Here is a 20,957-nt window from a genome sequence, read left to right as displayed (position 1 = left end):
TACAGCGCCGCGCGTCTTTTCAGACGCGCAAAGGACGCTGTAACACTTTTAGACTGCTGCATAATTTTCCTTAAATCGATTCCGATTTAAGGAACTATGCAGTGGTCAGAGCGCCTTGGCGTTTTCCAGAAGCCGGCGGATATATTCGAGTGTCAGCTCGCGCTCGAAAACTCGAAAACCTTTAAACAGCGCCAGGTCGGCCTCACGCGCGGTCTCGATCGCTTCGGCCTCCATGGCGCGGGCGCGCGGCGTCAGGAAGAGCAGTTGCGCCCGCTTGTCGGACGGATGCGGCCGCCGTTCGATCAACCCGTCGCGCACCATGCGCGAAAGCGTGTTGGCCATGGTCGCCTGCTCAATATCGACCCGCTCGAGAAGCTGTTTCTGGGTCAGCCCGTCCTCGGCCCAGAGTTCCAGCAGAATGGGGAACTGGCCCGGAGAAAAACCGAGCCCGACCGCGCGCTGGTGCAGCGAGCGGGCAAAACCCTTCGCCAGCTGGCTGGCAAGGTAGGCTCCCGAATCCATGCGGTTAAATCCCATGATTGCAAGTTAGGCTCAAAACCATGCCGGAGACAATGTAGCAAATCGCATACGATGCTCCATAACATGCAAGCGGCGATCAGAATTTCGAGTGTCTCGAAAAAACAAAAGTCGCCATGGCCTGGAGGTTGGCCATGGCGACTTTAAAGTGGGGACAAAGGCCCGGAGAGGGGGATAAGGCCTTTGTCCAAGCCTGACGCGGCGGGGGACAAGCCGGTAATCAGACCCGCGGCGCAATCAAGCGCCGGTGACATGGATTTGTGCCTCAGAATGTGGTTTTTCAAGGGAGGGCCATCGTTACAAATCGGTAACAGTTTGGTGAGCCGGAATCCCGGCTGCATGATTCCGGGAATCGGAATCGCTCGAAGGATAAAATTATGCAGCAACGCCAAGTGCTCAGCGTTCTCTGCGCGTCCGAAAGGACGCGCGGCGCTGTGACGCTCCGAACGCCATAATCCTTTTCGCGCGCCGAACTTTATGCCGAACTCTATATGGACCTCGTCCCATGCCCGCGCTATCCATGCACGCATGAAAAAAGGCGATCACCTCTTCCTAGTCGATGGTTCCGGATTCATCTTCCGGGCGTTTCATGCATTACCGCCGCTGACCCGCAAGACCGACGGCCTGCCGATCGGCGCCGTTTCCGGTTTCTGCAACATGTTGTGGAAACTGCTGAGGGATGCACGCAATACCGATGTCGGCGTGACGCCGACACATCTTGCCGTCATCTTCGATTATTCCGCCAAGACGTTTCGCAAGGATCTCTACGACGCCTACAAGGCGAACCGCTCCGCTCCGCCGGAAGAGCTCATCCCGCAATTCGGCCTTATAAGAGAGGCGACCCGCGCCTTCAATCTGCCCTGCATCGAGACCGAAGGCTTCGAGGCCGACGACATCATCGCCACCTATGCCCGCCAGGCCGAAGCGACCGGCGCCGATGTCACCGTCGTCTCCTCCGACAAGGATCTGATGCAGCTCGTCAGCCCCAATGTCCACATGTATGACAGCATGAAGGACAAGCAGATCGGCATTCCCGATGTCATCGAGAAATGGGGCGTGCCGCCGGAAAAGATGGTCGACCTGCAGGCGATGACCGGTGATTCCGTCGACAACGTTCCCGGCATTCCCGGCATCGGCCCGAAAACCGCCGCCCAGCTCCTCGAGGAATACGGCGATCTCGACACCCTGCTCGAACGCGCCACCGAGATCAAACAGGTCAAACGCCGCGAGACGATCCTCGCCAATATCGACATGGCCAGGCTCTCGCGCGACCTCGTGCGGTTGCGCACCGATGTGCCGCTCGATCTCGATCTCGACGCGCTGGTGTTGGAACCGCAGAACGGCCCGAAGCTGATCGGCTTCCTCAAGACGATGGAATTCACCACGCTGACGCGCCGTGTCGCCGAAGCCTGCGATTGCGATGCGAGCGCCATCGAACCGGCGATCGTTCGCATCGAATGGGGTGAGGCTGCCCGCGGCCCGGATCTCGATGCGGCCGAACCTGAGCCCGTTGCTGGCGGCATCCCCGATGTTTCTGGCGAATCCATGCCGGTGCCGCCGCGTGCGAAAGCGAAGACCGCTGTCGAGGGCGCCTTTTCGCCCGCCGATCTTGCCAAGGCGCGGGCCGAAGCCTTTGCGACGCTGCCCTTCGATCATTCGGCCTATGTCACGATCCGCGATCTGACGACGCTCGACCGCTGGATCGCCGATGCGCGCGCTACCGGCCTCGTTGCTTTCGATACCGAGACCACGTCGCTGGATGCGATGCAGGCCGAGCTTGTCGGCTTTTCGCTGGCGATCGCTGACAATACGGCCGATCCCACCGGCACGAAGATCCGCGCCGCCTATGTGCCGCTCGTCCACAAGAACGGCGTCGGCGATCTGCTCGGCGGCGGCCTTGCCGAAAACCAGATTCCCATGGGCGATGCCCTGCCACGGCTGAAGGCATTGCTGGAAGACGAATCGGTTCTCAAGGTCGCCCAGAACCTGAAATACGATTACCTGCTGATGAAGCGCTACGGCATCGAGACCAGAAGTTTCGACGACACGATGCTGATCTCCTACGTGCTCGACGCCGGCACCGGCGCGCATGGCATGGACCCGCTCTCGGAAAAGTTCCTCGGCCATACGCCGATCCCCTACAAGGACGTGGCGGGCAGCGGCAAGGCGAACGTCACCTTCGATCTGGTCGATATCGACCGCGCCACCCATTATGCCGCCGAAGATGCCGACGTGACGCTGCGCCTCTGGCTGGTGCTGAAGCCGCGGCTGGCGGCGGCGGGATTGACCAGCGTCTATGAACGGCTGGAGCGGCCGCTATTGCCGGTGCTGGCGCGCATGGAAGCGCGCGGCATCACCGTCGACCGGCAGATCCTGTCGCGCCTGTCCGGCGAGCTGGCCCAGAGTGCAGCAAGGCTGGAGGACGAGATTTACGTGCTGGCTGGCGAGCGTTTCAATATCGGTTCGCCGAAGCAGCTGGGCGATATCTTGTTCGGCAAGATGGGCCTTTCCGGCGGCAGCAAGACGAAGACAGGCCAATGGTCCACCTCCGCCCAGGTGCTCGAGGATCTGGCCGCCGCCGGTTTCGAATTGCCGCGCAAGATCGTCGACTGGCGCCAAGTTACCAAGCTGAAATCCACCTATACCGACGCGCTTCCGGGTTACGTTCACCCCGAGACAAAGCGGGTCCACACCTCCTACTCGCTGGCATCGACGACCACGGGGCGCCTGTCCTCGTCGGAGCCGAACCTGCAGAACATTCCGGTGCGCACCGCAGAAGGCCGCAAGATCCGCACCGCCTTCATCTCGACGCCTGGCCACAAGCTGATCTCCGCCGACTACAGCCAGATCGAACTGCGCGTGCTTGCCCATGTGGCCGAGATCCCGCAATTGACCAAGGCCTTCGAAGATGGCGTCGACATCCACGCCATGACGGCGTCGGAAATGTTCGGCGTTCCGGTGGAAGGCATGCCGGGCGAGGTGCGCCGCCGCGCCAAGGCGATCAATTTCGGCATCATCTACGGCATCTCGGCCTTCGGCCTTGCCAATCAGCTTTCGATCGAGCGTTCGGAAGCCGGCGACTACATCAAGAAGTATTTCGAGCGTTTCCCCGGCATCCGCGACTATATGGAAAGCCGGAAGGCCATGGCGCGCGACAAGGGTTACGTCGAAACGATCTTCGGTCGCCGCATCAACTATCCCGAAATCCGCTCGTCCAATCCATCCGTACRCGCATTCAACGAACGTGCGGCGATCAATGCGCCCATCCAGGGCTCGGCTGCCGACGTCATCCGCCGGGCGATGATCAAGATAGAGCCGGCGCTTGTTGAAGTCGGCCTTGCCGATCGCGTCCGCATGCTGCTGCAGGTGCACGATGAACTCATCTTCGAGGTCGAGGACGGGGATGTCGAAAAGGCGATGCCGGTCATCGTCTCGGTCATGGAAAACGCCACCATGCCGGCGCTGGAAATGCGCGTGCCGCTGAGGGTCGATGCCCGCGCCGCCACCAATTGGGACGAGGCGCACTAAAGCATGTCGCGCAAAACTGTGCAGCGGTTTTGCGACAACGACATGCGTGGAAATAAAACCTAAAGCGCGACGAGCGAATCTGAAAGATTGCGACGCGCTTTAGAGCGCCTCGCCAAAATTGGCAAAGATTTTTCTCACTGCCAGAACTCATTGAAAGTGCAGCGATTTATCTCCAGGAGTCGTATCGGAACGATACGGCAGGAAGGAACTTATTAACCTTCCTTTTCTATCCCGGTAGGGTCGTAATTTGCAAAGCATGAGTGAGTAGCGGACGCATGCGTTTTCCCAGAACCAATTTGACGGATGCCGGAGATTTTTCCAGCGAGATTGAAACGGACCTTCCGGCGGAAAACCCAGGGGAGAAGCCGGCGGCACCCATCTGGCAGAGCAACTTTTCCCTCGCGCCGAATGTCCGTTTCACCCGCACGCCGGAAACGCTGATCAGCAAGCGGCGCGCGCCGAATGAGCCCGTTCGCGATGATTCGCAGATTGGACAGCAGGCGATACGGATAGAGCCGGTTGCCGTCGACGTGCCGTTCGATATCTATCTGCCCGAGCCGGACGAAATTTCCGCAGCACCGCACAGGGTTGAACTGCAGCAGTCACCTTTGCCTGACGTGCCGGGCGCGCCCGCCTTCCGCGCCAGCGCCGAGCTTTCCTCCATTTCGGATTTCGCCTTCTGGGAAGTCATGGCCTTCGAAGAGACGCCGGTTCGCGCGCCTTCCTTGATCTCGTTCCCGAAGACCGAGGCCTCGCCCGAATCGATCACGTCGCTGTTCCGGATCATGGAATGGCGCCCCGGCCGGCCGGCCCCTGCTCCCGTCACCTCCCGCGCGGTCCCGCAGCCCGCCGCGATCTCCGCAAAGGTTGCTGTGCGCCCTCCGGCCGCCCCGTCCCTGGAAAGGCCCAGGCGCATCGCTGTCGAGGCACCGGTCATGCCGGCACCTCAAGCGGCGCCAACCCCCCAGGTCGCGACAGCCCCTCAAATTGCATCAGCACCTCAGGCAGCACCAGCGCCGCAGCGCACCCCGCCTGTCGCCGCGGTTCTGCCGTCGCCGCGCCTGGCCGCGAGGCCCGAAAGGATCGACGCATCCGGCTATGAATTCCCGCCGCGCGCCCTGCTGCAGGAACCGCCGGAACGCCTCGGCGAGATCATGTCGCAAGAGACGCTGGAACAGAATGCCGGGCTTCTGGAAAGCGTGCTGGAGGATTTCGGCATCAAGGGCGAGATCATCCATGTCCGCCCCGGCCCTGTCGTCACCCTCTATGAATTCGAGCCGGCGCCGGGCGTGAAATCGTCGCGCGTCATCGGCCTTGCCGACGATATCGCCCGCTCGATGTCGGCGCTTTCGGCCCGTGTTGCCGTCGTCCCCGGCCGCAACGTCATCGGCATCGAATTGCCGAATGTGACACGTGAAACTGTCTATTTCCGCGAGATGATCGAAAGCCAGGATTTCGAGAAGAGCGGCTATAAGCTGGCGCTCGGCCTCGGCAAGACCATCGGCGGCGAGCCTGTCATTGCCGAACTCGCCAAGATGCCGCATCTGCTCGTCGCCGGCACCACCGGTTCCGGCAAGTCGGTCGCCATCAACACGATGATCCTGTCGCTGCTCTACCGCATGACGCCGGAACAGTGCCGCCTGATCATGGTCGACCCGAAGATGCTCGAACTGTCAGTCTATGACGGCATCCCGCATCTGCTGACGCCCGTCGTCACCGATCCGAAGAAGGCGGTCATGGCGCTGAAATGGGCCGTGCGCGAAATGGAGGAGCGCTATCGCAAGATGTCGCGCCTCGGTGTCCGCAACATCGACGGTTACAACGACCGCGTCGCCCAGGCCCGCGAAAAGGGCGAGACCATCCATGTCATGGTCCAGGTCGGCTTCGACAAGGGCACCGGCACTCCGATCGAGGAAAGCCAGGCGCTGGACCTGACGCCGATGCCCTATATCGTCGTCATCGTCGATGAGATGGCCGACCTGATGATGGTCGCCGGCAAGGACATCGAAGGCGCGATCCAGCGCCTCGCCCAGATGGCGCGAGCCGCCGGCATCCATCTGATCATGGCGACACAGCGTCCGTCCGTTGACGTCATCACCGGCACGATCAAGGCAAACTTCCCGACCCGCATCTCCTTCCAGGTGACCTCGAAGATCGACAGCCGCACCATTCTCGGCGAACAGGGTGCTGAACAACTGCTCGGTCAGGGAGATATGCTGCATATGCAGGGCGGCGGGCGGATTTCCCGTGTCCACGGTCCCTTCGTCTCCGATGTCGAGGTCGAAAAGGTCGTTGCCCATCTGAAAACCCAAGGCCGTCCCGAATATCTCGACACTGTCACCGCCGACGAGGAGGAAGAGACGGAAGAGGAAGAAGCCGGCGCCGTTTTCGACAAGAGCGCCATGGCCTCGGAGGATGGCAACGAGCTTTACGAACAGGCGGTCAAGGTCGTCATGCGCGACAAGAAATGCTCGACGTCCTACATCCAGCGCCGCCTCGGCATCGGCTATAACCGCGCCGCCTCGCTGGTGGAACGCATGGAGAAGGAAGGTCTGGTCGGTCCGGCCAATCACGTCGGCAAGCGCGAGATCGTATCGGGACGGGGCGATGGCGATTAATCGATAATGGCATGGAGTGCACTGCGCGCACTCCATTTCATGTCCTCAAGGCAGCCAGCCGAACCGTCTCGCTGACAAACGCGGTCTTTCCGCCGGTATAAAAATCCCAATCGCGGCTTGCCTCCGCAGCCAGCCTGCGTTTCAGATCGGCATAGGCCCTGGCCCTCTCGGGATGATCCCGGAGATAATCGCGAAACAGAATGCGCTCCCGATGCGCGCGATTATTGGGTCCGCAAAGATAGAGCTTGAAGCCATAAGCTTGATGATCGCGGGTGAAAGCCCATCGTTGCTCTCCAGTATCGCCGTGGAAGACGAAATCGGCCGCGCGCACCACCTCGATCGCCGCCGGCAGGAACGCGTCGGATATCATCACGGCATCGAGGTCGATCTTCGGCTTGGCCGCCAGGCCAGGCACCGAGGTGCTGCCGATATGATCGATCGAAAGCAGGCGGTCGCCGAGCAAGGCGGAGACCTCGGCGCTGATTTCGGCAAAGAGCCGCGGCCAGCAAGGATCGTAGTCGACCACCTTGATAGCACGCATGCCCTTCCTCTCGATCCGTTCAGTGCGTCTTGGTCAGCAACCCGTTTAGGATCTCGATCATCTTCTGCTCGGCCTCTTCGAGCGAGCCGCTATTGTCGAGCTCCACCACGTCGTATTCGCCGCGCACCGTCAGCGGTCCGCGGGCAAGCCGGGCCATGATATCTTCATGCGTCTCGCGGCCGCGCGCCTCCAGCCGACCGGCGAGCACTTCGGGGCGGGCGGTGACGTTGATGACTTTCAGACGCGGGAAGGCGGCCTGGAAGCGATGAAGCGCCGAGCGCGAGCCGTTGGCGACGACGACGTGGCCTTTCGACAGCGCTACCGAAACTTCGGCCGGAATGCCGTATTTCAGGCCGTGCGCTTCCCACCAGACGGCGAAGGAGCCTGATTGCTCCATGGCGGCAAAACCTTGGAGGGAGACGGAAAGATGATCTTCGCCGCCGGCGTCACGGTGACGGGTGATAACGCGGCGGACGAAATGCACATCGTCGCGGCCCTTGAAACGCCGGGCCGCGAGGTTCATCAGCGTGTCCTTGCCAGCGCCGCTCGGTCCGACGACGACGACCATGATGCCGCGCTCGGCTCCGGCTCCTGCGTGGGGTTCGTGCGACATCGTCATGCGACACGGCGTCCTTGGCGCCAGACCGAGCGTGTCACCGGCACGCCGTGCGAACGATGGACGCGAACGAGATCGGCGCGCAGTCCCGTTGCGATCCGGCCGCGATCATCGAGGCTGACGGTGCGGGCGGGTGTCGACGTCACCATGGCGATCGCCTTCGGCAGGCTGATGCTCTCGACCTCATCGGCGAGGATGAACGGCGCATGCAGTAGGCTGAGCGGCACGTAATCAGAGGAAAGCACATCGAGCACCCCCATTTCGGCAAGGTCGCGGGCGGCGATGTTGCCGGAATGGGATTTGCCGCGCACGATGTTCGGCGCGCCCATCAGCACGCTCATGCCATGTCCGTGCGATGCCCGAGCGGCGTCGAAGCTGGTCGGGAACTCGGCCAGGCGCACACCGTTGTCGATCGCCTCGTCGACATGCGAGAGCGTCGCATCGTCATGGCTTGCCACGGTGATGCCGCGCTCGGCGCAGACCTTGGCGATGGCGTTGCGGTGCGGCGTCGAATTGCGCGCCGATTCTGCCTGGCGCTTGGCGACGAAACGCGCAAAAGCCTCGTCGCTCAGGCCCCGCTTCTTCTGGTAGTAGAAGACATATTGATCCATCGTCTGGAACTGACGCTGGCCGGGTGCATGATCCATCAGCGAGACGAGCCGCACATGCCGGTCGTTTTCGAAGTCGGCGAAATGTTCGAGCACATTGTCGGCCGAGACCTCGCAGCGCAAATGAAGCAGGTGCTCGGCACGCAGCCTGCCTTCCTTCTCCGCCGACTGGATGGCATCGGCCATCTCGCGCATCTCGCCATGTTCGAAGCCGCCGTCCTCGTCCGCACCCATGCGCAGGCAGTCGAACACAGTGGTAATGCCTGAGGTGACGATCTGGGCGTCATGCGCCTGGATGGCGGCGGTCTTGTTCCAGCGAATGCCGGGGCGCGGCTGATAATGGCCTTCGAGATGATCGGTGTGCAGTTCGACAAGGCCTGGGATGACGTAGTCGCCTTCGAAATCTTCGCCGGCTACCGAGTTACCCCCGGAGATGTCGGCGATCTTCCCGTCGCGGATGAGGATCGAGCCTAAGAGGATGTCATCCTCGAGAACGATGCGGGCGTTGGAAAACACGGTCTCTTTGCTCATGTCGTCAAGTCTTTCAGCTTTTGGCGCCGGCAAGCGGCAGCCAGGAATGAATTTTGAACGGGGCACCGCGCGTCTCCTCGATGAAGACGGCAAGGCCGGAAATCGAAAGCGGTCGGCCGGTGAAATCGGCAAAACGCTCGGTCAGGATCGCTTTCATTACCTGAGCACGTGTCTCGGGCACCTGGCCGCTCAGCGTCATGTGAAAGCCGAAATCCTCCATGACGTAAGGATAACCCCAGCGCTGCAGATGGGTGCGCTGGCTGTCGCTGAGCTTCTCCGGGTTGCGCCGCGCCATATCGGCCTCGGAAAGCGCTGCCCGGAACGGTTCGAACGACCTTACCACCTTCGCGGCGAAATCCTGAAGAGGTTGATGAAGAGAACCGGGAACGAGAGCAAAAAAACGGCCGAGCTGGCCGAGCACGAGTTCAGGAATCTCGAAGGCTTGCGTGCGCTGGGCAAAATCCTCGGCAACGGCCATGAGATCTTTCTCGGTGACCGAGGAGGCGAGCGAAAAGGGCGCCTTGATCGTGGCGTGAAAGCCGTAGCGGCGGGGGTCAGCGGTCAGCTCGAATTGCTCTGCCGCACCCAGTTGCGCATATTCCGGTGCCGGATAGGTCTCGCCGGTGAAAGCATTGCGACCGAGCCAGAGCGAGGCCGCGCYGGTCAGGGGATCATCCTTCGGCGGCGAGAAATAGAGAGCGTAGCGCAAGGCTTTTGTCCTGGAGATCGTCCAAACGGGGAGGGCACTGTGCAGTGATTTGGCGGCGAACCGCAAGCAGGCTCCCGGCTAAAAGATTTCCGTGACAGAATGATGATGGCGTCGCGCCGCCACCGTCTTTGATCAATGGATCAGTGGATTTTCGTGCCCATCAGCCGGTGGCGCAACGCATTCGAGGCGGTGTCGAATATGAAGACAACGATCAGGATCAGAATGACCATGTAGGCGACGTTTTCCCAATTGGCGTTGGTGCGCATGGCCTCCCACAGTTTCAGGCCGATGCCGCCGGCGCCGACAGCGCCGATAATGGTCGCGCCGCGCACGTTCGATTCCCATTGGTAGAGCGTCTGGCTGACGAAGACGGGAACGATCTGCGGCATAATGCCGTAACGATGAACGAGCACGGTCTGAGCGCCTGTTGATTTGATGCCTTCCCGCGGCTTGTTGTCGATATTCTCGAGGCCTTCGGAATAGAGTTTGCCGAGCGTGCCGGTCTCGGTGAGGAAGATCGCACCGCTGCCGGCAAGCGGGCCAGGGCCGAAGGCGCGTGTCAGGAACAGCGCCCAGATCAGCATATCGACCGAGCGCAGAAAATCGAAGAAGCGCTTCAGGACCTGGTTCAGCAGGCGGTTCGGCGTGATGTTGCGGGCTGCCAGGAAGGCGAGCGGAAAGGCGGTAAGCGAGCCGAGCAGCGTTCCGAGGAACGCCATGACGATCGTCTGGAAAAGCTTGGTCCAGACGTCGCCGTGCTGCCATTCGCTGTTGTTCCAGATATCGTCGAAGGCGAGCGACAGGTTGGATTGGTCGGGCTTGATGCGCGGACCGGAGACGATGAGGCTGACGACCTCGCCGACCGGCTTGTCGAAGAAGGATGATTGCGTGTCGAAGATGAAATTCGCCCAGCCGATGAAACGTTTGCGCATCTTCACCCGGTCGACGGATATGCTGACATTGCCGGCAAAGCCGAGATCCGCCAGCACGTTGTCATCATAGACCGTCATCCAGCCGGGTACCGGTCCGACGACTTTCGGCGCACCGCCGAAAACGTCCACCGGGACGCTGACGCCATACGCGGTGACGATCGTCTCGCTCTTCGAGACGGTGACGGTGCGGCTGGTGCCGCTGATCGAAACGGTGATGCTGCCGTCGGGGTTGTTGACCAGCCAGTCCGGATTCGGATTGTCGCCGAGCGGCGAGAAACGCGGATAACGGATGTCGATCGAGCCGTCATCCTCGATGCGGAATTCCGGCTGAACGTCGTAGCTCACCCATTGGCTGAGATAGATGCCGACGCGCTCCCAATGGGCTTCGACGAAGAGCTTGGGCAGATCGAAGAACCAGACGGCATAGAGGCTGTAGAGCAGCGTCGCGATGAGGATCATCAGCCCGCCGAAACGCTGGCGGAACGACTGGTGGAAATATTCCGGATAGCGCGTTTCTATCTCGTGCATACGGTTTGCGTCGATCACCGTCATGGCGGCCTCAATGTTGCAGAAGGAAGGCGTGCTCGCCGACCAGGCGGCGGCGCAGCCATGCGGAGAACTGGTCGACGGCGACGATCGTCACGAACAGCAGAAGAACGAGCGCCACCGTCTTGGCGCCGAAGCCGCGCGAGATCGAAAGTTTCAGCTCCTCGCCGATGCCGCCGCCGCCGACGGCGCCGATAATGGTCGAGGCGCGCACGTTGATCTCAAGGCGCAGCAGCGCATAGGAGGTGAAATTCGGCAGCACTTGCGGCAGGGCGGCAAAGCGGACGCGCTCCCACCAGTTGGCGCCGACGGCTTTCATGCCCTCATGCGGCTTCATGTCGATATTCTCGGCCACTTCGTAGAAGAGTTTGCCGAGCGCACCGATCGTGTGCAGGGTGATGGCGATGATGGCGGCGACCGGCCCGATCGACAGGATCGCCGAAAACAGCCCGGCAATGACGATTTCCGGGAAGGCGCGCAGGAATTCCATCAGCCGCTTGGTGAAGATGCGCAACGGCCATGAATTCGTCAGGTTGCGCGCGGCAAAGAAGCTCAAGGGGACGGCAAAGACGAAGGCGATGATCGTCGAGATCAGCGCCACGTTGATCGTGACGATCATCAGCTCGAAATATTCGGGAATGTAGAAGGCGCCCCAGACATAGACGCGTCCCCTGTCGAAATTGAATTCCTCGCCGCCCTTGTCGTTGACGCTCGCTATGTCGAACAGCGCGCGCCAGACGTCGTGCCAATCCTTGGGGATGAGCCAGCTCAGGAAGTCGAAGAGATGCGGCAGGCGGTCGAAGAAATGGCCGGCATTGCTCTCATCGGCGAAGCGGACGGAGCTGACAAAAGCCGCAATCAGGATAACCAGGCCGAGAACGGTATAGAAGCGGCGCTTGGCCACCATCCGGTCCCAGGCGGTGCCGATCTCCTTGGCGCTCTGCATGTGCGGCTGTGTATCGGCAATAGTCATCAACGCCTCGCCTACTGCATAATTCAAAGTGCTTCAGCGTCCTTTGCGGCTCTCGAAAAGACGCGTGGTGCTGTCGTCACAAGATAAAGGGCGGCCGTTTCCGGCCGCCCTGCATTCAAAAGCCCGATCAGCCGCCGATGGCAGCTTTGCGGACGTCGACGACGGCGTTGTAGAAGTCGTGCTTGACGGGCGCGTAGCCCTTGTAGTCGCCGCCTTCGACAGCGGCGAAGCACTTGTGGTCCTTCTCCGGCAGAGCCGTGAAGAAGGCTGCAAGCTTCGTCTGCCACTCTTCGCCGAGAGCGTTGCGAACGACGAGCGGGCCGTTCGGGATCAGCGGCGAACGCCACACTTCGACCAGCTTGTTCGGATCGACGGCGCCCTTGTCGACTTCCTTGCGGAAGGTGCCGGAGGTGTAGCCGTCCTTGAAGTCGCCGATGCCCGAGCTGTCGTCGACGGCAATATCGACCTTGCCGTCATACGCAGCGAGAAGGTTGTTCTCGTGGCCGCCGTTGAACTGGGTCGAGGCGAAGAACTTGTCGTTCGGCATGCCCGTGTCCTTCGGGATCTGCGTCAGCGGAACGAGGTAGCCGGAGGTGGAATCCGGATCGGCATAGCCGAGCTTCTTGCCCTTGGCGTCCTTGATGGACTTGATGCCGGAGGACTTCAGAGCGAGGCCGATCGAGTAATAACCCGTCGAGCCGTCCTTCTGCTGCGTCGTCAGGATCGGCGTCACAGCCTTCGAATCCTTGATGTAGACGGCGGCATAGCCGGAGGCGCCGAGTTCGGCGAAGTCGAGCGTGCCACCGAGCAGGCCCTGGATCACGCCGTCATAGTCGGCGGCCGGGAAGAGCGAAACCTTCTCGAAGCCGAATTCCTGCTTCAGGTGGTCGGCAAGGCAGGCATAGTTGCGCAGGCGGTCGGTTTCGTTTTCGCCGCCGAGGATGCCGATGCGGAATTCCTTGAGGTCTGCAGCATGGGCAGCGCCGACGAGCGCGAAGAGCGCCGTTGCCGCAAAGAGTGCTTTCTTCAACATGTTCTCTCCTATTGACCGGTGTCCCCGGTCTTCCCGTTACAAAGAAGTGTGCCCTTGACGCGGGCGCTCGATCGCGGCTGCCTCTCAGAGGCCGGCCAGCGCCAGCGGTTGGGTGCCGGCGGATTGATTGTCTGCCCGCTCGGGGGCGATATTGATCGATGTCGAGGTCACCGTTTCGTCGATGCCGGCGCCGTCCTTGTCCGTCCCGTAGATTTCCTTCACCGCTTCGGCGGTCAGCTCCGAGGGCTTGCCGTCGAAGACGACGCGGCCGCCGGCCATGCCGACGATGCGCTCACAATAGTTGCGGGCGGTGTCGAGCGTGTGAAGGTTGGTGATGACGGTGATGCCCTCGCGCTCGTTGATGTCGCGCAGCGCATCCATGACGATCTTGGCGTTCAGCGGATCGAGAGAGGCGATCGGCTCGTCGGCAAGAACCATCTTCGGGTTCTGCATCAGCGCGCGGGCGATCGCCACGCGCTGCTGCTGGCCGCCGGAAAGCGTGCCGGCCGCCTGCAGCGCCGTCTGCTCGATGCCGAGGCGTTCGAGTGCCGCGATGGCATGCACGCGTTCCTCGCGGGTGAAGATGTTGAGGAGGCTCATAAGCGTCGAGCGATGATTGAGGCGGCCGAGCATGACATTGGTGAGAACGTCGAGGCGCGGTACCAGGTTGAACTGCTGGAAGATCATCGCGCAGTCGCGCTGCCAGTTGCGCAACGCCTGGCCGCGAAGCCCGGAGACCTCGACGCCGGCGAAATGAACGGAGCCGGAGCTCGGCTCCTGAAGGCGGTTGATCATGCGCAGCAGCGTCGACTTGCCGGCGCCGGAGCGGCCGATGACGCCGACCATCTGGCCCTGGGGAATGGCGAGCGTGACGGAATCGACGGCGAGCTTTTTTCCGAAACGACGTGTGACATTCTTCAGCTCGAACATCATGCTCTTCCCTTGCGATCCAGGCCTTGATCAGCATCGCATTAGTCCCGCTTGATGAACCTCGCATGTCAAATTTGTGTAAGTCCTGTCACAATTCTCCGCCCCCATATCGGGGGTTTAACCGCCGTAGCGGGACAGGAAATCTTCCGCGCTAAGGTTGCGGAAATCCTGGAGCGCCTGGCGCAGCCGATCGTGCTCCCAGTCCCACCAGCAAAGCCTGTCCATCCGTTCGCCGACCTCTCTTGGAAAGCGCTCGCGGATGAGCTTGGCCGGCACGCCGCCGACGATCGCATAGGGCGCGACGTCCTTCGAGACGACGGCCCCGGCTCCGATCACCGCGCCGTTGCCGACGCTAACGCCGGGCAGGATGGTCGCTCCGTGGCCGATCCAGACATCGTTGCCGATCGTCACCCGGTTTGCGCGCCGCCAGGCGAAGAAGTCCGTCTCCATGTCGCCGTCCGGCCAGTAGTCGGCGGCGCGATAGGTGAAATGATGCAGTGTCGCGCGCCAGGTCGGATGGTTGGTGGCGTTGATGCGCACGGCGGCGGCGATATTGACGAACTTGCCGATCGTCGCACACCAGACGGAGCCATCCTGCATGATGTAGGAATAGTCGCCGAACGCGGCCTCGCTGATGCGGCAGCGTTCCGAGACCTCCGTATAGCGCCCGAAGGTGGAATCGCTAACGGATGCCGTCTCATGAAAATAGGGCTCGATACCCAGCTTGCGGCTCATGCAGCGATCTTTCTGGGTGAGAACTGCTGGACGTCGAGGATGCGGTCGGCGACGGCTTCGCGCACTTCCTCGTCGTGGAAGATGCCGAGAAGGGCGACACCCGCCTTCTTCTTTTCCGCGATCATGCCGACGACGACGGCACGGTTCCTGGCATCGAGCGAGGCTGTGGGTTCGTCGAGAAGCAGGATCGTATGCTCGGTGATGAAGCCGCGCGCGATGTTGACGCGTTGCTGCTCGCCGCCGGAGAAGGTGGCGGGCGGGAGCTGCCAGAGCGTTTCCGGCAGATTGAGCCTGGCCAGCAGGGCGCCCGCCTTTTCCTGTGCCGTGGCGGCGTCCTCGCCGCGTGCCACCAGTGGTTCGGCAACCACATCGATCGCCGCGACGCGCGGCACGGTGCGCAGGAACTGGCTGACATAGCCAAGCGTATTGCGGCGGACGTTGAGCACGGTGCGCGGATCGGTGGAGGCGAGATCGACGATGCGTCCGTCGTGGCGGATGAGGATCTGGCCGGTGTCGACGGCATAATTGCCGTAGATCATCTTGAGCAGCGAGCTCTTGCCGATGCCCGACGGGCCACCGAGAACGACGCATTCGCCCGATGCGACCGAGAAGGCGACATCGGAGACGACGGGCAACTTGATGCCGTCGCGCAGATGCATGGTGAAGCTCTTCGAGACTTCGGAAACGACGAGAGGCGTTGCCATGATTTCTTCTTCCTTGGTTTTGGGCCTCAGACTTGCAGGATCGAGGAGACGAGCAGCTGCGTATAGGGTTCGCGCGGGTCGTCGAGCACGCGGTCGGTGAGCCCGTGTTCGATGACGTAGCCGTCCTTCATCACCATCATCCGGTGCGAGAGCAGGCGGGCGACGGCGAGATCGTGGGTGACGATGATGGCCGAGAGGCCGAGATCGTTGACGAGGCCGCGCACGAGGTCGAGCAGGCGCGCCTGCACCGAGACGTCGAGGCCGCCGGTCGGCTCGTCCATGAAGACGAGCCGCGGGCCGGTGACGAGGTTGCGGGCGATCTGCAGGCGCTGGCGCATGCCGCCGGAAAAGGCGCGCGGCTGGTCGTCGATGCGGTCGGCGTCGATCTCGACGCGTTCGAGCCAGTCGATCGCCGAAGCGCGGATCTTTCCATAGTGCCGGTCGCCGATCGCCATCAGCCGTTCGCCGACATTGGCGCCGGTCGACACCGTCATGCGCAGGCCGTCGGCCGGGTTCTGGTGCACGAAGCCCCAGTCGGTGCGCATCAGGAAGCGCCGCTCGGCCTCGTTCATACGATAGAGGTCGCGGTAGCTGCCGTCGCGCATGTGATATTCGACGCTGCCCGTGCTCGGCAGCAGCCGGGTGGAAAGGCAGTTGAGCAACGTCGTCTTGCCGGAGCCGGATTCACCGACGATGGCGAGCACTTCGCCGGGCCAGAGTTCGAAGGAGACGTCGCGGCAGCCGATGCGGTTGCCGTAGAATTTCGAAACGTCATGGACTTTGAGAAGGGGAGTATCGCTCATTCTGCAGCCTCCCGGGCCAGCATCTCGCCGGCATGCCCGTGCGCGCGGCGGTCTTCGCAATGATCGGTGTCGGAGCAGACGAACATGCGCCCGCCCTTGTCGTCGAGAACCACTTCGTCGAGGTAGACTTCCTCGGCGCCGCAAAGGGCGCAGGGTTTGTCGAAACGCTGGATATCGAAGGGATAGTCTTCGAAATCCAGGCTGACGACGTCGGTATAGGGCGGAACCGCATAGATGCGCTTCTCGCGTCCGGCGCCGAAGAGCTGCAGCGCGTCCGACATATGCATCTTCGGATTGTCGAATTTCGGCGTCGGCGACGGGTCCATGACATAGCGGCCGTGGACCCTCACCGGATAGGCGTAAGTCCGCGAAATGCGGCCGTTATGGGCGATATCCTCATAGAGCTTCACGTGCATGAGGCCGTATTCTTCGAGAGCGTGCATCTTGCGCGTCTCGGTCTCGCGCGGCTCGAGGAAGCGCAGCGGCTCGGGGATCGGCACCTGGTAGACGAGCACCTGCCCGACCCCGAGCTTTTCTTCGGGAATGCGGTGGCGCGTCTGGATGATCGTCGCATCCTTGGTATGCGTCGTCACCGCGACATTGGCGACCTTCTGGAAGAAGGCGCGGATGGAAACGGCGTTGGTCGTGTCGTCGGCGCCCTGGTCGATGACCTTCAGCACGTCGTCCGGTCCGATGATCGAGGCCGTCACCTGCACGCCGCCGGTGCCCCAGCCATAGGGCATCGGCATTTCGCGCGAGGCGAAGGGCACCTGGTAACCGGGGATGGCAATTGCCTTCAGGATGGCGCGGCGGATCATCCGCTTGGTCTGTTCGTCGAGATAGGCGAAGTTGTAGCTGGCCAGATCGGTCATTCGGCGGCTTCCTTCATGTCTTCGCCACCGTTGCGGGCGGCTTCGAATTCGCGGCGCATACGGCGGACGAGATCGAGTTCGGCCTGGAAGTCCACATAATGCGGAAGCTTCAGATGCTCGACGAAGCCCGTCGCCTGGACATTGTCGGAGTGCGAGATGACGAATTCCTCATCCTGTGCCGGCGCGGTGATATCCTCGCCGAGCTCTTCGGCGCGAAGCGCCCGGTCGACCAGCGACATCGCCATCGCCTTGCGCTCGCTCTGGCCGAAGACCAGGCCGTAGCCGCGGGTGAATTGCGGCGGCGCCTTGGCCGAACCCTTGAACTGGTTGACCATCTGGCATTCAGTGATCTGGATCGTGCCGAGCGAGACGGCGAAACCGAGTTCCGGCACGTCGAACTCCACCTCGACGTCGCCGATGCGGATTTCACCGGTGAAGGGGTGGTTGCGGCCGTAGCCGCGCTGGGTGGAATAACCCAGCGCCAGCAGGAAGCCCTCGTCGCCGCGGGCAAGCGCCTGCAGGCGCAGATCCCGGGTCATCGGAAATTCCATCGGCTCGCGGGTCAGGTCGCCGATCTCGTGATCTTCCGGCATGTCGCCGTCGGCCTCGATCAGACCTTCCTCGCCGAGGATCTCCGAGACGCGCATGACGCGGCCGGTCTCGGCGGCGCGCTGAGCGGGCGTCTCCACCGCTTCGTCCGAAAGCAGCGAGGGATCGAGCAGGCGGTGGGTATAGTCGAAGGTGGGCCCAAGAAGCTGGCCGCCCGGCAGATCCTTGTAGGTCGCCGAGATGCGGCGTTCGATCGTCATATCAGCTGTGTCGAGCGGCTTCGAATAGCCGAAACGCGGCAGCGTTGTGCGGTAGGCACGCAGCAGGAAGATCGCCTCGATCATGTCACCGCGCGATTGGCGGATGGCGAGTGCCGCGAGCGTGCGGTCGAAAAGCGAAGCCTCGGCCATGACGCGGTCGACGGCGAGCGCCAGCTGCGCCACGATCTGTTCGATGCCGATCGCCGGTAGCGAACGGTCGCCGCGGCGGCGATCGGCGAGCAGGCGGTGGGCATTGGCGATGGCAGCCTCGCCACCCTTGACGGCAACATACATGAGCTCAGATCTCCGTTGTTGTGATCTTGGTGGTGCGCGGCAGGCAGAGGAAACGCCTGCCCGATGTCAGCACGATGTCGACGCCGCGCGGAAAGAGCGCACGGTTCTCGGTCCAGAGCCGCAGGAAGGTCTCCGGCAGGCCGATAGGCGCGATCTCCGTCACGCTCTGGATGCCGGGACCCATCAGCGCCAGCCTGCGGCCACTCTCTAGATTGGCGAGCTCGATGATCAGGGTCGTCGAGCGATCGGGATATTCCTGCGTGCCTGATGCAAAGAGGCCGAACGAGGAAAGCGCGGTGCCGGCCTCGGTGAAGGCAAAGCGCGCCTCGGCCTTTTCGGTCGTCAGCGGCGCGCCAGTATGGAAGCCGAGCCACTCCGGCACGGCGGATCTCGCCAGTCCCTGGGAAAGCCAGACGGGCGTGTCGTGGTCGCAAAGCGTCAGCGCGATCGTGCCGGCGGCGGTGCCGAGCGGTGCCGGCGGAGCGACATCGGGCTGAACGGTCTGGATCGTGCCGGGGCGGGCCATGCCGTCCATCAGCATCTTGAAGACGCTTTGGGCATGGAAGACCGGGACGGCAAAGCCGCCGGTCAAAGCTTCTGTCTTCAGGCCCATCAGTTGTCTCCCCGCACCATGGTGAAGAAATCGACGCGGGTTGCCGCCGTCTCGTCCGCCTTGCGGCGTTCGGCATCGGCGATCCGTTCGGCGATCGGTAAAAGCAGTGCCTGTTCGACGAAATCCTTCGTCGCATCCTCCTGCCAGAGCGCGTCGAAGATCGCCGCAAGCCTGGCCTTCTCGCGGTCGGTGCCGAGCGCCTGTGCATGGCCGACCGAGCCGGTGTCGAGCCGGACCGTCGCCCGCGTCACGGTCACTTCGCCCAGATTGAAGGGAGCGCCGCCGCCGCCGATGCGTCCGCGCACCATGACCAGCCCGGTCTCCGGTCCGCGCACCTGATGGGCCACAGGCTTTTCCGGCAGCGCATCGAAGACCGCTGAGAGTTCGCTACGCTCCGCGCGCGCCAGCAGATCGGCGGCGCGTTTGCGCCCGGATGCCGTCTGTGACGCAGCGTCTGTCCTGTCTGCTGATATCATCGCCGCTTCCCTCTAAATGTCTATTGATATAGACAACTATACAAGATATACTTAGCTCTAAATCGATGTCGTGACAAGCGTGTGACATCGGCGGCGTGAAATGGTGGGCAGGGGCGGAATGGCGGGATTGAAGCAGGTGCAAAGGCAAACCGGCGTGGCGCTCTGGCGCCAGATCGCCGATCGGATTCGCGAGGCGATCAGCAGCGGCGCCTATGACGAAACGGGAATGGTGCCGCCGGAAACCATGCTGGCGCTGCAATTCGGCGTCAACCGGCATACGGTGCGCAGTGCGCTGGCGGCACTGGCGCAGGAGGGGATCGTCCGTGCGGTACAAGGTCGCGGCACGCTGATCGAGCGCAAGGAGCGGCTGAATTTTCCGATCACGCGGCGCACGCGCTTCACTGCCGGCATCGGCGATCAGGCGCGTGAAATGCGCGGCCTTCTGCTCGATGAGGCGAAGGAAGAAGCGAGTGCCGAGATCGCCCGCTGGCTGGGCCTGAAACCGGGAGAAGAGGTGATCCGCCTGGAAACATTGCGCCAGGCAGACAAGCGGCCGGTTTCAAGGGCGACGAGCTGGTTTCCCGCCAAGCGCTTTGCCGGTATCGGTCAGGCCTACCGGACGGAAGAATCGATCACCAAGGCTTTCGCCGAACTCGGCCTGCCAGATTACGTCCGCGCCACGACCGAAGTGACGGCCGCCCATGCGAGTGCAGCCGATATGGCCGACCTCGAACTCACCCCCGGCGCGATCCTGCTGATCGCCAAGGCGATGAATACCGACCTTGAGGGTGTGCCGGTGCAATATTCGATCAGCCGCTTCGCGGCCGACCGGGTACAGTTCACCATCGAGAACTGAGCGCCTTTCCCCGCCGAAGCGGGGAAAGATCAGCCAAGATTAATGCGCGCCCGACATGTCGCCGAGCACTTCCTTGGATGCGACGGTGGAATCCGCCTTCAGCTTGTAGACCATCGGCACGCCGGTCGCGAGGTTGAGGGCGAGCACGCCTTCTTTGCTCAGCTTGTCGAGCACCATCACCAGCGAGCGCAGCGAATTGCCGTGAGCGGCAACCAGCACCTTCTCGCCCCTGAGCACGCGCGGCAGGATCTCGGTGAGGTAGTAGGGCCAGACGCGGGCGCCGGTGTCGCGCAGGCTTTCACCGCCGGGAGGCGGCACGTCATAGGAGCGGCGCCAGATATGCACCTGTTCCTCGCCCCATTTGGCGCGTGCATCGTCCTTGTTGAGGCCGGAGAGGTCGCCGTAGTCGCGCTCGTTCAGTGCCTGGTCGCGGATCGTCAGGAGATCGGGCTGGCCGACCTTGTCGAGGATGAGCTTCAGCGTGTGCTGCGCGCGCACCAGCACCGAGGTATAGGCGACGTCGAATTTGATCCCGTATTCGGCGAGCGCCGCCCCGCCTGCATTGGCTTCCTGGACGCCGAGCTCGGTCAGATCGGGATCCTTCCAGCCGGTGAAGAGATTCTTCAGGTTCCAGTCACTCTGGCCGTGGCGAACGAGGACGAGGGTACCGCTCATGAATATGCCTCCGTAGTA

General features: G+C 62.4%; 20 protein-coding genes. 3 read left to right on the top strand and 17 right to left on the bottom strand.

The window, feature by feature from the left end:
* Positions 1-105: 105 nt before the first annotated feature.
* Positions 106-522 carry a MarR family winged helix-turn-helix transcriptional regulator gene (locus tag AC1ECN_RS08395; RefSeq protein ID WP_003544385.1) on the bottom strand — a complete coding sequence of 139 codons (417 nt, stop codon included), beginning with the start codon at positions 520-522 and terminating at the stop codon, positions 106-108.
* Positions 523-1,065: 543 nt separating this feature from the next.
* Between AC1ECN_RS08395 and polA the strand changes: the two genes are divergently transcribed.
* A complete protein-coding gene (polA, locus tag AC1ECN_RS08390) occupies positions 1,066-4,065 on the top strand; it encodes a DNA polymerase I (protein ID WP_477952704.1) in 3,000 nt (999 codons plus the stop codon).
* Positions 4,066-4,340: 275 nt separating this feature from the next.
* Positions 4,341-6,683 carry a DNA translocase FtsK gene (locus tag AC1ECN_RS08385; protein WP_130725925.1) on the top strand — a complete coding sequence of 781 codons (2,343 nt, stop codon included), beginning with the start codon at positions 4,341-4,343 and terminating at the stop codon, positions 6,681-6,683.
* 37 nt (positions 6,684-6,720) lie between these two features.
* Here the strand turns inward: AC1ECN_RS08385 and AC1ECN_RS08380 are convergent, their stop codons facing one another.
* The 15 genes from AC1ECN_RS08380 to phnG form a co-directional block, all read right to left on the bottom strand.
* Positions 6,721-7,224, bottom strand: coding sequence for a GrpB family protein (locus AC1ECN_RS08380; RefSeq protein WP_018070365.1), 504 nt, complete (start codon positions 7,222-7,224; stop codon positions 6,721-6,723).
* A 19-nt stretch (positions 7,225-7,243) separates the two neighbouring features.
* A complete protein-coding gene (phnN, locus tag AC1ECN_RS08375; protein ID WP_018070364.1) occupies positions 7,244-7,843 on the bottom strand; it encodes a phosphonate metabolism protein/1,5-bisphosphokinase (PRPP-forming) PhnN in 600 nt (199 codons plus the stop codon).
* Positions 7,840-8,979 (bottom strand): alpha-D-ribose 1-methylphosphonate 5-triphosphate diphosphatase, encoded by a 1,140-nt coding sequence (locus AC1ECN_RS08370; RefSeq protein ID WP_026238715.1) that lies wholly within the window; start codon positions 8,977-8,979, stop codon positions 7,840-7,842. The genes phnN and AC1ECN_RS08370 overlap by 4 nt, the downstream gene beginning before the upstream one ends.
* A 13-nt stretch (positions 8,980-8,992) precedes the next feature.
* Entirely contained in the window at positions 8,993-9,688 is a 696-nt protein-coding gene (locus tag AC1ECN_RS08365) for a DUF1045 domain-containing protein (RefSeq protein ID WP_477952700.1), read from the bottom strand.
* A 140-nt stretch (positions 9,689-9,828) separates the two neighbouring features.
* Positions 9,829-11,172, bottom strand: a complete 1,344-nt coding sequence (gene phnE / locus AC1ECN_RS08360; protein ID WP_130662618.1) for a phosphonate ABC transporter, permease protein PhnE — start codon at positions 11,170-11,172, stop codon at positions 9,829-9,831.
* Positions 11,173-11,179: 7 nt separating this feature from the next.
* On the bottom strand, positions 11,180-12,139 hold the full coding sequence (gene phnE / locus AC1ECN_RS08355) for a phosphonate ABC transporter, permease protein PhnE (protein ID WP_130662619.1): 960 nt from the start codon (positions 12,137-12,139) through the stop codon (positions 11,180-11,182).
* Between the two features lie 127 nt (positions 12,140-12,266).
* A complete protein-coding gene (gene phnD, locus AC1ECN_RS08350; RefSeq protein ID WP_130662620.1) occupies positions 12,267-13,172 on the bottom strand; it encodes a phosphonate ABC transporter substrate-binding protein in 906 nt (301 codons plus the stop codon).
* 84 nt (positions 13,173-13,256) lie between these two features.
* Positions 13,257-14,102 carry a phosphonate ABC transporter ATP-binding protein gene (gene phnC, locus AC1ECN_RS08345; protein WP_032989633.1) on the bottom strand — a complete coding sequence of 282 codons (846 nt, stop codon included), beginning with the start codon at positions 14,100-14,102 and terminating at the stop codon, positions 13,257-13,259.
* A 117-nt stretch (positions 14,103-14,219) separates the two neighbouring features.
* Positions 14,220-14,837 (bottom strand): DapH/DapD/GlmU-related protein, encoded by a 618-nt coding sequence (locus tag AC1ECN_RS08340; RefSeq protein WP_024323189.1) that lies wholly within the window; start codon positions 14,835-14,837, stop codon positions 14,220-14,222.
* Complete coding sequence (gene phnL / locus AC1ECN_RS08335) at positions 14,834-15,541, bottom strand: phosphonate C-P lyase system protein PhnL (RefSeq protein WP_130673362.1); 708 nt, start codon at positions 15,539-15,541, stop codon at positions 14,834-14,836. Before phnL ends, AC1ECN_RS08340 begins: the two co-directional genes overlap by 4 nt.
* A 26-nt stretch (positions 15,542-15,567) precedes the next feature.
* The gene (gene phnK / locus AC1ECN_RS08330; protein ID WP_130673363.1) at positions 15,568-16,344 is read right to left on the bottom strand and encodes a phosphonate C-P lyase system protein PhnK; all 777 of its coding nucleotides are present in this window, start codon (positions 16,342-16,344) and stop codon (positions 15,568-15,570) included.
* Positions 16,341-17,216 carry an alpha-D-ribose 1-methylphosphonate 5-phosphate C-P-lyase PhnJ gene (locus AC1ECN_RS08325; RefSeq protein ID WP_130662621.1) on the bottom strand — a complete coding sequence of 292 codons (876 nt, stop codon included), beginning with the start codon at positions 17,214-17,216 and terminating at the stop codon, positions 16,341-16,343. The genes phnK and AC1ECN_RS08325 overlap by 4 nt, the downstream gene beginning before the upstream one ends.
* The gene (locus AC1ECN_RS08320) at positions 17,213-18,319 is read right to left on the bottom strand and encodes a carbon-phosphorus lyase complex subunit (RefSeq protein WP_012759692.1); all 1,107 of its coding nucleotides are present in this window, start codon (positions 18,317-18,319) and stop codon (positions 17,213-17,215) included. The genes AC1ECN_RS08325 and AC1ECN_RS08320 overlap by 4 nt, the downstream gene beginning before the upstream one ends.
* A gap of 4 nt (positions 18,320-18,323) precedes the next feature.
* Positions 18,324-18,932 (bottom strand): phosphonate C-P lyase system protein PhnH, encoded by a 609-nt coding sequence (gene phnH, locus AC1ECN_RS08315; protein WP_018070355.1) that lies wholly within the window; start codon positions 18,930-18,932, stop codon positions 18,324-18,326.
* Positions 18,932-19,408, bottom strand: a complete 477-nt coding sequence (gene phnG, locus AC1ECN_RS08310; RefSeq protein WP_018070354.1) for a phosphonate C-P lyase system protein PhnG — start codon at positions 19,406-19,408, stop codon at positions 18,932-18,934. Before phnG ends, phnH begins: the two co-directional genes overlap by 1 nt.
* Positions 19,409-19,526: 118 nt before the next feature.
* Here phnG and phnF point away from each other — a divergent pair, with 118 nt between their 5' ends.
* Positions 19,527-20,264 carry a phosphonate metabolism transcriptional regulator PhnF gene (gene phnF, locus AC1ECN_RS08305; RefSeq protein WP_024323193.1) on the top strand — a complete coding sequence of 246 codons (738 nt, stop codon included), beginning with the start codon at positions 19,527-19,529 and terminating at the stop codon, positions 20,262-20,264.
* 39 nt (positions 20,265-20,303) lie between these two features.
* On the opposite strand, the gene AC1ECN_RS08300 is transcribed toward phnF, so the two are convergent.
* A complete protein-coding gene (locus tag AC1ECN_RS08300) occupies positions 20,304-20,939 on the bottom strand; it encodes a 2,3-bisphosphoglycerate-dependent phosphoglycerate mutase (RefSeq protein ID WP_024323194.1) in 636 nt (211 codons plus the stop codon).
* Positions 20,940-20,957 lie beyond the last annotated feature (18 nt).

It is taken from the genome of Rhizobium sp. 01N447_2 (assembly GCF_056399245.1).
This window is presented reverse-complemented; position numbering and strand designations above follow the sequence as displayed.

What these genes read in the sequence shown, in the direction of transcription:
- AC1ECN_RS08395 (WP_003544385.1), bottom strand. Translation starts at nt 522, where the DNA reads ATGGATTCGGGAGCCTACCTTGCCAGCCAGCTGGCGAAGGGTTTTGCC.
- AC1ECN_RS08385 (WP_130725925.1), top strand. Translation starts at nt 4,341, where the DNA reads ATGCGTTTTCCCAGAACCAATTTGACGGATGCCGGAGATTTTTCCAGC.
- AC1ECN_RS08380 (WP_018070365.1), bottom strand. Translation starts at nt 7,224, where the DNA reads ATGCGTGCTATCAAGGTGGTCGACTACGATCCTTGCTGGCCGCGGCTC.
- phnN (WP_018070364.1), bottom strand. Translation starts at nt 7,843, where the DNA reads ATGACGATGTCGCACGAACCCCACGCAGGAGCCGGAGCCGAGCGCGGC.
- AC1ECN_RS08370 (WP_026238715.1), bottom strand. Translation starts at nt 8,979, where the DNA reads ATGAGCAAAGAGACCGTGTTTTCCAACGCCCGCATCGTTCTCGAGGAT.
- phnE (WP_130662618.1), bottom strand. Translation starts at nt 11,172, where the DNA reads ATGACGGTGATCGACGCAAACCGTATGCACGAGATAGAAACGCGCTAT.
- phnE (WP_130662619.1), bottom strand. Translation starts at nt 12,139, where the DNA reads ATGACTATTGCCGATACACAGCCGCACATGCAGAGCGCCAAGGAGATC.
- phnD (WP_130662620.1), bottom strand. Translation starts at nt 13,172, where the DNA reads ATGTTGAAGAAAGCACTCTTTGCGGCAACGGCGCTCTTCGCGCTCGTC.
- phnC (WP_032989633.1), bottom strand. Translation starts at nt 14,102, where the DNA reads ATGTTCGAGCTGAAGAATGTCACACGTCGTTTCGGAAAAAAGCTCGCC.
- AC1ECN_RS08340 (WP_024323189.1), bottom strand. Translation starts at nt 14,837, where the DNA reads ATGAGCCGCAAGCTGGGTATCGAGCCCTATTTTCATGAGACGGCATCC.
- phnL (WP_130673362.1), bottom strand. Translation starts at nt 15,541, where the DNA reads ATGGCAACGCCTCTCGTCGTTTCCGAAGTCTCGAAGAGCTTCACCATG.
- phnK (WP_130673363.1), bottom strand. Translation starts at nt 16,344, where the DNA reads ATGAGCGATACTCCCCTTCTCAAAGTCCATGACGTTTCGAAATTCTAC.
- AC1ECN_RS08325 (WP_130662621.1), bottom strand. Translation starts at nt 17,216, where the DNA reads ATGACCGATCTGGCCAGCTACAACTTCGCCTATCTCGACGAACAGACC.
- AC1ECN_RS08320 (WP_012759692.1), bottom strand. Translation starts at nt 18,319, where the DNA reads ATGTATGTTGCCGTCAAGGGTGGCGAGGCTGCCATCGCCAATGCCCAC.
- phnH (WP_018070355.1), bottom strand. Translation starts at nt 18,932, where the DNA reads ATGGGCCTGAAGACAGAAGCTTTGACCGGCGGCTTTGCCGTCCCGGTC.
- phnG (WP_018070354.1), bottom strand. Translation starts at nt 19,408, where the DNA reads ATGATATCAGCAGACAGGACAGACGCTGCGTCACAGACGGCATCCGGG.
- phnF (WP_024323193.1), top strand. Translation starts at nt 19,527, where the DNA reads ATGGCGGGATTGAAGCAGGTGCAAAGGCAAACCGGCGTGGCGCTCTGG.
- AC1ECN_RS08300 (WP_024323194.1), bottom strand. Translation starts at nt 20,939, where the DNA reads ATGAGCGGTACCCTCGTCCTCGTTCGCCACGGCCAGAGTGACTGGAAC.